Below are 12,121 nucleotides of genomic sequence, written 5' to 3' on the forward strand. Positions count from 1 at the left end.
ATGACGATCCCGCTGATCCTGGGCGCGCCGGGCGAACGGGCGCTGCGCGACGTCGCCGGGCGGCTGCGCGACCTCGTCGCCGGCGGCGCCGACCCCGAGGACGTGGCCCGCACGCTCGCGACCCGACCGCCGCACGCGCACCGCGCGGTGCTGCTGGGCCGCGGCGACGACCTCGCCGGAGCGCTGGACCTGCTCGCCCTGGGACGGCCCGGCCCGCACGTGGTCGAGGGGACGGCCGTGGAGGTGACGCGCCCCGCGTTCGTCTTCCCGGGCCAGGGCGCGATCTGGCCGGGCATGGCCGCCGAGCTGCTCGACTCCTCGCCGGTGTTCGCCCGGCGGATCGGCGACTGCGCCGACGCCCTGGCCCCGCACGTGGACTGGTCGCTGGTCGACGTGCTGAGGTCGGGGGCGACGGACCTGTACGACCGGACGGACGTCGTGCAGCCGGTGCTGTTCTCGATCATGGTGGCGCTCACCGAGCTGTGGCGCTCGCACGGCGTCCGGCCGCACGCCGTGGTGGGGCACAGCATCGGCGAGGCCGCCGCGGCCTTCGTGTCCGGCGCGCTGTCGCTGGACGACGCCGCGAAGACGGCCGTGCTGTGGAGCCGCGCGCAGTCGGTGCTGGCCGGCCGTGGCGGCATGGCCGTGGTGGCGCTGCCGGTGCACGAGGTGACCTCGTGGTTCGCCGAGCACGGCCACGACGTCGACGTCTCGGGCGTGATGGCGCCGCGCACGGTGGTCGTCTCCGGCGACGGCGACGTGCTCGCGCTCGCCGCCGAGCAGCTGCGCGCCGCGGGCGTGTACGCCCACGTGACGTCCGTGCCCCTGGCCGCCCACTCGCCGCGGGTCGAGGAGGTGCGCGACGCGGTGCTGACCTCGCTCGCGTCGATCACCCCGCGCGCGTCGGAGGTCCCGTTCTACTCCGGCATGACCGGCGCGGCGTTCGACACCGCCGGGCTGGACGCCGAGTACTGGTACCGCAACCTGCGCCGGCCGATGCTCTTCGAGAGCGCGACCAGGGCCCTGCTGGCCGACGGCTACCAGGCGATGGTCGAGGTCAGCGTGCACCCGGTGCTGACCCTGGCGATGCGGCAGACCGCGGAGGCGCTGGGCTCGGCGGTGCCGGTGCTGAACTCCCTGCGCCGCGACGAGCAGCACCTGGACCACTTCCTCACCTCGCTCGCCGAGGCGCACGTGCGGGGCCTGGCGGTGGACTGGGAGCCGGTGCTCGCCGGGCGCGGCCGGGTGGTCGACCTGCCCGACCTGGACGCGCCCACCGCGGCCGGCCCCGGGGCGGGCACCTCGCCGACCCGGCCCGCCGCCGACGGCGCCCCGCTGGCGGAGCTGGTGTCCCAGCACGTCGCGGAGGTGCTGGGGATCGGCACCGAGCTGCGGCAGGACGACTACGCCAGGAGCCTGTTCGAGCTGGGCTGCACGTCGGTGCAGCTGATCAAGCTCCAGAGCGGCCTGGCGCGCGAGCTGGGCGTCTCGCTGGAGAGCACGTTCATCATCGACCACCCCACCGCGGACGCGCTCACCACCGAGCTGACCCGGCGCGTCGGCGAGGACCGCGCGCCGGCCGCCGCGCGCCCCGACCCGGCGCCGGTGGCCGCGTTCTCCACCGAACCCCTCGCCGTGGTGGGCCTGGCGTTCCGGCTCCCCGGCGGCATCAGCACCGAGGACCAGCTCTGGGAGACCCTGAGCGGCAAGGTCGACGTGGTGCGGGAGGTGCCCGCCGACCGGTGGTCGCACAGCGACCTCGACACCGGCGAGGTGACCACCACCCAGGGCGGCTACCTCGACCAGGTGGACGGCTTCGACCCGCTGTTCTTCGGCATCTCGCCCACCGAGGCCGAGTCGATCGACCCCCAGCAGCGGCTGCTGCTGGAGCTGACGTGGGAAGCCCTCGAAGACGCGGGGATGGACCCGACCGCGGCGGGGCGCGACCGGCGCGTCGGCGTGTTCGTCGGCATCTACACCAACGACTACGTGCAGGTCGGGAAGAACCTCGGGCACCCGGCCGAGCGGTACAGCTACACCGGCAACATGGCCAACTCGGCGGCCGGCCGGATCTCCTACACCTACGGCTTCGAAGGCCCCAGCCAGGCGATCGACGCGGCCTGCGCGTCCTCGCTGTACGCGCTGCACCAGGCCGGCCGGGAGCTGCGGCAGGGCGGCTGCGACGTGGTCGTCGCCGCGGCGGTGAACCTGATCCTCAGCCCGGAGGGCCACGTGTCGTGGTCGCGGTTGCAGGCGCTGTCCCCGACCGGCCGGTGCCGCAGCTTCGACGACGGCGCCGACGGCTACATCCGCAGCGAGGGCGGCACGGTCGTCGTCCTCAAGCGCCTGTCGGACGCCGAGCGCGACGGCGACGACGTGCTGGCCGTGATCAGCGGCTCGGCGGTCAACCACAACGGCCAGGGCGGCGGGTTCACCGTGCCGAGCGGCACCGCGCAGCAGCGCGTGGTCGAGGCCGCGATGGCCGAGGCCGGGGTCGGCATCGAGGACGTCTCCTACGTCGAGGCGCACGGCTCGGGCACGCCGATCGGCGACCCGCAGGAGGTCAACGCCCTGGCGCGGGTCTTCGCGGGCAGGCGCGGCAAGCTGCGCGTCGGCAGCGTCAAGTCCAACCTCGGGCACCTGGAGTCCGCGGCGGGCATGGCGGCGTTGTGCAAGGTGATCGTGTCCATGCGGCACGGCAGGCTCCCGGCCACGCTGCACTTCCGCGAGGGCAACCGGCTGATCGACTGGGACGCCGTCCCGATCGAGGTGGTGGCCGAGGAGGTCCCGTGGGAGCCGGTCGGCGGCCTGCGCCGCGCCGGGATCAGCTCCTTCGGCATCAGCGGCAGCAACGCCCACATGATCGTGGAGGAGTACCGGCCGAAGCCGAAGCCCGCGCGGCCGACGCCCGGCCCGGCCCGCCTGCTGCCCGTCTCGGCGAAGTCGGACGCGGCGCTGCGCACCGCCCTGCGCAACCTGGCCGCGTGGAGCGGGGGCACGACCGCCGACCTCGCCGACGTCGCCCACACGCTGGGGGAGCGGCGCGCGGCCCTGCGGCACCGGGCGGCGCTGGTCTGCGACTCCGTCGCGGGCATCCCGGCCGCGGTCGAGGCCGCGCTCGGCTCCCTCCCGGCCCGCGACCGGGCGGGCGAGGGCCAGGTGTTCGTGTTCTCCGGCCAGGGCACGCAGTACCCGGGCATGGCGCGCGAGCTGTACGAGCACGCCGAGGTCTTCCGGGACGAGCTGGACGAGATCGACCGGGTGTTCCGCCGGATCGGCGACGTCTCCCCGGTCGAGGCGATGTTCGGCGACGACGAGGAGCCGTTCCGGTCGCCCCTCCACACCCAGGCGATGATCTTCGCGGTCGAACTGGCCCTCGCCCGGTACTGGCGGTCGCTCGGCGTCACGCCCTCGGCCGTGATCGGCCACAGCGTCGGCGAGTACGCGGCGGCCTGCTTCGCGTCGGTCATGACCCTCACCCAGGCGGTCGACCTGGTGACGCGCCGCGCGCGCGTCGTGAACGCCTCCTCCGCGGACGGCTCCATGGCGACGCTGCTGTGCTCGCGGGAGCGGGCGGAGCAGCTGCTGGCCGACCACCCGGACGTCTCCGTCGCCGCGGTGAACGCGGCCGAGAACACCACCGTCGCCGGTGCCGCCGAGAGCCTGGCGGCGGTGCTCAGGGCCGCGCGCAAGCAGCGGGTCTTCACCGAGCGGCTGGACGTCTCGCACCCGTACCACTCCGCGCTGATGGCGCAGGCGGCGGACGACCTGCACGAGCAGGTCCGCCACCACGTGTTCGACCCGCCCGCCCTGCCGTGGATCTCGGCGGTGACCGGCGAGGTCGTCCCGGCGGACTCGCCGATCGACGCGTCGTACTGGAGCCGGCACCTGGTCGAGCCCGTCCTGTTCCGGGCGGCCGTCGGCACCGCGGTCGACCTGGGCGCGCGCGTCTTCGTCGAGATCGGCGCCACGGCCACGGTCGGCGGCCTGATCGCCCAGGAGTTCGGCGACGACGCCGTCGTCCTCCCGAGCCTGCGCAAGGGGCGCTCCGACACCCGGCAGCTGCTGGAGAGCGCGGGCGCGCTGTGGGAGCTGGGCCGGTCGCTGGAGTGGGGCCGGCTCCCCGGCGGGTCCGGCGACCTCGTCCGCGACCTGCCGCGCACCCCGTTCGACCGGCGGCGGACCTGGTACTCCGACCGCGGCGCGGTGGGCGGCGCGGGGGGCGGCGCGGTGACGCGGCCCGTCGTCGCCGAGCCGGAGGCCGCCCCGGTCGGGCGCGTGGTCGACCGGGACACGCGCGCGGACGACCGGGACGCGGTCGTCGCGTTCGTCAAGCAGTGCATCGGCCAGGTCACCGGTGTCGCCGTCGACGCGATCGACGAGTCCGTCCAGCTGTTCGCGCTGGGCATCGACTCCCTGATGCTCGTCCAGCTCGGCAAGCGCGTCGAGACCGAGTACGCCGTCGACATCCCGATCAAGGCGTTCTTCGAGTCCCTCTACACGCCCGGCCTGCTGGCCGACTTCGTCCTGGAGCACCGACCCGCCGAACTCGCCCCGCAGGCCCCGCCCGCGCCCGCCGCCACGCCGACGCCGTCACCGCGGGCTTACGCACCCGGAACGACCGTCGCGCCCGGGACCGCCCCCGCGCCCGGGACCGCCCCCGCGCCGCCACCCGGCGTCGAGGACATCGTCCGCTCGCAGCTGGAGATCATGCGGCAGCAGCTGACCCTGCTGTCGGGCGGCACGACGGGCACGCCGGTCGTCGCGGAGCCCCCGGTCGCGCCGGGCAAGGGGAAGCGCCGCGCGACCCCGGCCCGCAAGGTCGGCACGCACACCAACGACATCGAGCTGACCGATGACCGGCTCACCGACGAGCAGGGCGCGTTCATCCGCGACTTCGTGGCGCGGTTCACCGCGAAGACCCCGACCTCCAAGGCGTACGCCGGCGAGCACCGCGAGGTGCTGGCGGACTGGATCGCCTCGCTCAACTTCAACCCCAGCATCAAGGAGACCGTCTACCCCGTCGTGTCGGCCCGGTCGCGCGGGGCGGAGTTCTGGGACGTGGACGGCAACCGGTACGTCGACACCGCGATGGGCTACGGCGTCCACTTCTTCGGCCACCAGCCCGACTTCATCGTCGACGCCGTGCGCGACCAGCTCGACCGCGGTTACGAGCTGGGCCCGCAGAACCGGGTGGCGGGCGAGGTCGCGGAGCTGGTCCACGAGATGACCGGCGCCGAGCGGGTCGCCTTCTGCAACACCGGCACCGAGGCCGTGATGGTGTCGGTGCGCCTGGCGCGGGCCGTGAGCGGCCGGGACAAGGTGGCACGCTTCCTCACCTCCTTCCACGGCAGCTACGACGCCGTGCTCGCGGAGGCCGACGGCGAGGACAGCATCCCCACCTCGATCGGCATCCCGCAGTCGGCGGTGGACGACACGATGGTGCTCACCTACGGCAGCGCCGAGTCGCTGGAGCGCATCCGGCGCCACGGTGCCGAGCTGGCCGCCGTGCTCGTCGAGCCCGTCCAGTCGCGCAACCCCACGCTCCAGCCCACCGGGTTCCTGCGGGAGCTGCGGGAGATCTGCACGGAGCACGGCATCGCGCTGATCTTCGACGAGATGATCGTCGGGTTCCGGATCGCGCTGGGCGGCGCGCAGGAGCACTTCGGCGTCGAGTCGGACATGTCGCTGTACGGCAAGCTCGTCGGCGGCGGGATGCCGATCGGCATCATCGCCGGCAAGGGCAAGTACCTCGACGCCGTGGACGGCGGCGCGTGGTCGGACGTGGACGACTCCAAGCCCGCCGTGCCCACGACGTTCTTCGCCGGGACGTTCTGCAAGCACCCCTTGACGATGGCCGCCTGCAAGGCCGCGCTGTCCTACCTGCGGGAGCACGGCGCCGAGCGGCTCGCGGCCGTCAACCGGCTCACGGCGGACTTCGCGCGGCGCGTGAACGACTACTTCGAGGCGGAGGAAGTGCCGCTGAAGGTGTCGCACTTCGCGTCGCTCTACAAGTACGAGACGGTCGTGCCGCGCGACATGGCGCACATGTCGCTGACGCTGAACCTGTTCTTCAAGCTCATGGTGTTCCACGGCGTCTACGTGTGGGAGCGCAGGACCGCCTACTTCTCCCTGGCGCACACGCGGGAGCACCAGGACCGCATCTTCGAGGTCATCCGCACCAGCGTCGAGGCGCTGCGCGCCGGCGGGTTCGACTTCCGGCGGTCGACGTCGACCGCGCCGCGCGGCCTGCCGCCCGGCGCACAGCGGGGCACCGCCCCCGAACCGCTCGACGACACCGCCGTGTCGGAGCAGGAGAAGCGGGTCTACGTGCTGTCGCGGATGCGCGGCGGCAACGAGGCGTACCAGATCCTGACCGGCCTGCGCTTCGACGGCCCGCTCGACCCGGAGCGGGTCGCCGGGGCGTTCCGGGCCATCGCGCGCAAGCACCCGAAGCTGCGCGGCCACTACGAGATCGACGCGACCGGCGTCAAGGCGCGCGTCGCGCCGGACGTCACCCCGGAGTTCCACGTCTTCGACCACCGGCGCGACCCGGGGCTGCGGACCGAGGACGTCGTCGCGGTGATGAACCGGCCGTTCGACCTGGCGCGCCCGCCGCTGTGGCGCTGCGGGATCGTCGTCGACGCCGACGGCACCCACCACCTGGTGATCTCGCTGCACCACATCGTCGCCGACGGCGCGTCGATCGACATCGTCCTCGGCGACCTCGCCGACCACCTCGCGCGCGGGGAGCTGGCGGACGTGCGGTCCGACGGCTACCCGGAGTTCGTGCGGGCGCAGGCGCGGTCCGCCGGCTCGCCCTCGTACGAGGAGCACCGGCGGTGGTGGCTGCGCGAGTTCGAGACCGTCCCGCCGCCGCTGGGCCTCCCGACCGACTCGCCGCACCCGCCGGTGAACGACTTCGCCGGGACGCACCACCACTTCCGGGTCGACGACGAGCTGCACCGGGCCGCCCAGGCGGTGATCGAGCGGTACCGCACCACGCCGTTCATCTTCCACCTGTCGCTGTGGTCGGTGCTGCTGGCCAACGCCGCGGGCTCCGCCGACCTGTGCGTCGGCGTCCCCCTCGACCAGCGCATCATCGGTTCGTTCGAGGGCACCGTGGGTATGTTCGCCCAGTCGCTGCCGCTGCGCGTCCGCCCGACCGGTGACACCCGCTTCCCGGACCTGCTCCGGGCGGTGCGCGACACCAGCCTCGCGGCGGTGGACCACTCGGCGTACTCCTACGAGACCCTGGTCCAGGAGCTGGACCTCGACCGGGACTTCGGGCGCAACGCCCTGTTCGACGTGATGTTCACCTTCACCAACGCCCGCGACCGCGTGCACCGGTTCGGCGACGTCGTGGGCACGTCCGAGGACGTCGCCGTGCCGCGCTCGATGTTCGCGCTCTCCCTGGAGCTGACCGAGCGCGACGGCGGCCTGTTCGGCGACCTGAACTTCTCCGCCGTCTACGGCGAGCGGCGGATGACCGAGCTGGTCGAGCAGTACGCGGAGCTGCTCGCCCGGGTCGTGCGCGAGCCGGACCGGACGGTCGAGGAGCTGTCCCGGTTGGACGACGAGAGCAGGAACCGGCTGCTGCGGTGGGGCACCGGGCCGGTCGTCGCGGACGTGCCGCCGCTCGCCGAGGTGCTCGGCACGGCGCTGCGCGACCACGCGGGACGACCCGCGATCCGCTTCGGCGGCGAGGACGTCACCTACGCCGAGCTGGCCGACCGGGTGGAGCGGTGCGCCGGCCTGTTGCGCGCGCACGGCCTCGGCGCGGGCGACCTGGTGGGGCTCCTGCTGCCGCCGACGCCCGACCTGGTGGTGTCGATGCTGGCGGTCAACCGCATCGGCGCCGCGTGGCTCCCCATGGACGTGGGCGACCCGGCGAAGCGGCTGCGGCTGGTCATCGACACCGCGGCCCCGGCGAAGGTCGTCTGCACCGCGGAGTCGGCCGCCGCCGCGGACCTCGGCGACCGCGCGCTGGTGCTGCGGCAGGACGACCCGCTCGACGGTGGCGCGACCGGCGCGACGCCGGCCGGGCCGGACGACCTCGCGTACGTCATCTTCACGTCCGGTTCGACCGGGACGCCGAAGGGCGTCACGGTGACGAACGGGTCGCTGGCGAACTTCCTCGCCGGGATGCCCGAGGCGCTCGGGTGGGCCGAGCACAAGGTGGTGGGCTGCCTCACCACCCCGTCCTTCGACATCTTCCTGCTGGAGACGCTGCTGACCCTCGCGACGGGCGGCACCGTCGTGGTGGCGGCCGGGTCGGAGGTCCGCACCCCCGCCGAGATCGCGGAGTTCGTCACGGCCAACGGTGTCGAGTACCTCCAGGTGACGCCGACCCGGCTGCGCCTGCTGTTCGCCGACCCCGGGGCCGCCCACCGCGCGCTGGCGCGGCTGGACAAGCTCGTCGTCGGCGGCGAGGCGTTCCCGGAGGACCTGCTGCCCCGGCTGGCCGAGCACGCGTCGCTGACCGTCCACAACGTCTACGGCCCGACCGAGACCTGCATCTGGTCCAGCGCCAAGGACCTCACCGGCGCCACCGGCGACGTCACCATCGGCACGCCGATCGCCAACACCACGTTCCTCGTGCTGGACGACGCCCTCCGGCTGGTGCCCGAGGGCGTGGCCGGCGACCTGTGGATCGGCGGGCTCGGCGTGTCGCCCGGGTACCTCCACCGCCCCGAGCTGACCCGCGAGCGGTTCCGCGCCAACCCGTTCGGGGAGGGCCGGATCTACCTCAGCGGCGACCGCGCGCTGTGGCGCGACGGCGAGGTCCACTGCCTGGGCCGGGTGGACGACCAGGTGAAGATCCGCGGCTACCGCGTCGAGCTGGGCGAGGTCGAGCTGGCCATCACCGGGCACGACCTGGTGACCGGCGCGGCGGTGGTCGTCCACCGGCTGCCGGGCGGCAGCCAGGTCATCCGCGGCTTCTACCAGGTGCGCGAGGGCGCCTACCTCGCGCCGGAGGTGCTCAAGGACTGGCTGGCCGAGCGCCTGACCGACTACATGGTCCCCGCGACCCTGTCGCCGGTGCCGGACATCCCGATGACGACGAGCGGCAAGGTCGACCGCAGGGCGCTGGAGGCGCGGGCCGACCGGCCGGTGGTCGCCGCACCCGCCGACGAGCGCCGCACGGGCGTGGCGCAGGAGTTGGTCGCGGCGTGGCGCACGGTCCTCGGCGACGTCCCGATCGGCTACGACGAGAGCTTCTTCGACCTCGGCGGCAACTCGTTCAGCCTGGTCCTGCTGCTGGAGGAGCTGCACCGGCGGTTCCCCGGCCTGCTGGACGTGAGCGACCTGTTCGCGAACCCGACGATCGGCAAGCTGCAGAAGCACCTGGAGGCCGGGCTCGCCCGCCGCGACGCCGCGCTGGTCACCGGGTTCGGCGTGCGGCTGCCCGGGTCGTGGTTCACGAGCGGCGCCCAGACCGACGGCCGGGTGGAGGCCGTGCTGCCCGAGCGCACCAGGGCCACCCTGGAACGGCTGCGGGACGGCGGGGCGCACGAGCCGGAGGACCTGGCGCACGTCGCGCTCGCGGTCACGCTCAACAAGCTCCTCGGCGAGGACGACGTCTCGCTGTGCGTCGTGGCCGACGACGGCCGCGTGGTCGTGGTCCGGTTCGACTTCGCCGGGAAGGCCGACCTCGCCGAGGTCCTGGACGACTACCGGCGGCAGCTCGACCGCAACGACCGGATCGACCTCGAACGGTTCGTCGCCTGCCGCGGCGTCGACCGCACGGTGTCCGTCGCGTGCGGCCGTGCTCGGCAGGCCGAGGAGGCCGACCTCCTCGGCCACTTCGACCTCGTGCTCGCCGTGGACGTCGCGCCCGACGCCGTCGCGGTCCGGATCGACCACGCCCGCGAGGTGGACCCCGCGCGGGTGGAACAGCTGCTGGGCGGCCACGTGAAGCTCCTCGGAGTCCTGGCCCCGCCCGCGTCGAAGGAGAAGGTGCAGTCATGAAGGATCTCGTGATCGTGTTCCCGGGACAGGGTTCCCAGTTCGCGGGCATGGGCAGGACGTGGTTCGACGAGAACCGCGGCGTCCGCGACCGCTTCGCGCAGGCGTCCGACATCGTCGGCTACTCGCTGGCCGACCTCTGCTTCACCGCGCCGCCCGCGGAGGTGACCAGGACCAGGTTCGCCCAGGTCTCGCTGCTGGTGCTCGGCTACGCGATGTACGAGGTGATGACCGAGGGCCGGGAGGTCCCGGTGTCGTGCATGACCGGGCACAGCCTGGGGGAGATCACCGCGCTGCTCGCGGCGGGCGCGCTGTCGTTCGAGGACGCGGTGCGCCTGGTCAAGGCGCGCGGCGAGGCGATGGAGGACTGCGTCGCCGAGGGCGGCACGGGGATGGTCGCCGCCGTGCGGCTGCCGGTCGCCGACGTGGAGGAGTGCGTCGAGGACTTCAACTCCGCCGGCCACCACGTGCAGGTGGCCAACTACAACACCGGGACCCAGACGGTGCTGTCGGGCACGCTGGACGACCTGAAGGGCGTGACCGCCCACCTGGAGGACCGCGGGGCGAAGGTGGTCAGGCTGAACGTGGCCGGCGCGTTCCACAGCACGTACATGGCGGACGCGGTGCCCGCCTACACCGAGGCGCTCGACGCGGTCGGGTTCACCGAGCCGTCCGTGCCGGTCTACAGCAACGTCACCGGCGAGGCGCACGGCGGCCCCGAGGCCATCCGGGAAGCCCTCGCGGTCCAGCTGACCAGCCCGGTCCGCTGGAGCCGCATCGTGGCGTCCCTGGTGGACCGCAAGGCCGCCGTGTGGATCGAGGTCGGGCCGAAGCAGGTGCTCAAGAAGATGCTGACGGGCGTCGTCGGCGCGGGCGAGGTGCACAACCTCGACGAGGACCGCGAGCGGGTCGACGCGGTGATCGACCGGCTCGTCGAGCTGAAGAAGCGCGAACCGGGGCTGGTCGGGCTGTTCCTGGGCGCCGCCGCGGCCACCCGGAACCGGAACTTCGACGCCGAGGAGTACCAGCGCGGCGTCGTCCTGCCGTACCGCGAGCTCCAGGACCTGTCCAAGCTCGACCAGGCGACCCTGCCCGACGAGCGGAAGCAGGCCGCGCTGGACCTGCTGCTGACCATCATGAGGACCAAGCGGGTCCCCGAGGCCGAGCAGCGGGACCGCGTCGAGTCGATCCTGCGCCGCACCGGCGACACCGGCCTCCGGACGATCGCGGGGGCACTCGCCACATGAGCTCCCTGCTCGGTCTCGACGACCTGGACCTGACGCGGCTCCCGGACGACTCCGACGTCCGCGTCACCCGTTCCAGCCCGCGCAAGAAGGCCGGACCCGTCGCCGTCATCGGGATGAGCGGCCGGGTCGGCGAGGCGGAGGACCTCGACGAGTTCTGGTCGGGCCTGGTGCGCGGCGAGGAGGGGTACCGCGACCTGTCGGCCGAACGGCGCGCCGACGTGGACGCCCACCTCGCCGCGCGCGGCGTGCGGCTGCCCATCGCGGCCGAGCGCTACTCCGGCGGCGCCCGCCTGCCCAGCGTGTCCGGGTTCGACCACCGGTTCTTCTCGCTGTCCAAGCAGGAGGCCAAGTCCATCGACCCGAACCAGCGGATCTTCCTGGAGACCGCCTGGGCCGCGCTGGAGGACGCCGGCTACCTGAACGCGGACCTCGCCGGCGCGAAGGTCGGCGTCTACGCGGGCATGTCGGCCGACTTCGGCGAGGACTACCGGTCGATGATCCAGGCCGTCGACCCCGACGCGCCCGAGATCGCGGTCGCGGGCAACATCCGCTCGATGATCGCCAGCCGGATCGCCTACCTGCTGGACCTGCGCGGGCCGTCGCTGCTGGTCGACACGGCCTGCTCGTCGGGCCTGGTGGCCGCCTACACGGCCTACCGCGCGATCCAGAACGGCGAGTGCTCGATGGCGATCGTCGGCGCGGTGAAGACCGACCTGCTCCCGGTCGACGCCGACGAGTCCGGCATCGGCATCAAGGACATCCAGGACACGCTGTCCGGCGACCGCCGCACCCGGACGTTCGACCACCGCGGCGACGGCACCAGCACCGCCGAGGGCTGCGTCGTGTTCGTGCTCAAGTCCCTGGAACGCGCGCGGCGCGACGGCGACAACGTCCACGCGGTCATC

At 73.5% G+C, this 12,121-nt stretch carries 3 protein-coding genes (1 of these 3 cut by a window edge); all 3 read left to right on the plus strand.

Annotated features, from left to right (window positions below; genetic code table 11):
- Tightly spaced (each overlapping or abutting the next), the 3 genes in view from ACR807_RS00040 to ACR807_RS00050 form a layout consistent with a single transcriptional unit that may run on beyond the window.
- Window positions 1–9,972, plus strand: a complete 9,972-nt coding sequence (locus ACR807_RS00040; RefSeq protein WP_438919048.1) for a non-ribosomal peptide synthetase — start codon at window positions 1–3, stop codon at window positions 9,970–9,972.
- Window positions 9,969–11,216: an ACP S-malonyltransferase gene (locus ACR807_RS00045; protein ID WP_438919049.1), complete on the plus strand. Its 1,248-nt coding sequence runs from the start codon at window positions 9,969–9,971 to the stop codon at window positions 11,214–11,216. The genes ACR807_RS00040 and ACR807_RS00045 overlap by 4 nt, the downstream gene beginning before the upstream one ends.
- Window positions 11,213–12,121, plus strand: partial view of an SDR family NAD(P)-dependent oxidoreductase gene (locus ACR807_RS00050; RefSeq protein WP_438919050.1) — the start only. Its footprint extends 3,645 nt past the window's final position; the window shows 909 of its 4,554 coding nt (coding positions 1–909); it begins with the start codon at window positions 11,213–11,215; its stop codon lies beyond the right edge, outside the window. Before ACR807_RS00045 ends, ACR807_RS00050 begins: the two co-directional genes overlap by 4 nt.

It is taken from the genome of Saccharothrix sabaoui (genome assembly GCF_051756985.1).
Classification (GTDB): Bacteria; Actinomycetota; Actinomycetes; order Mycobacteriales; family Pseudonocardiaceae; genus Actinosynnema.

Coding starts and splice junctions, on each gene's coding strand:
- ACR807_RS00040 (WP_438919048.1), top strand. CDS start 1: ATGACGATCCCGCTGATCCTGGGCGCGCCGGGCGAACGGGCGCTGCGC.
- ACR807_RS00045 (WP_438919049.1), top strand. CDS start 9,969: ATGAAGGATCTCGTGATCGTGTTCCCGGGACAGGGTTCCCAGTTCGCG.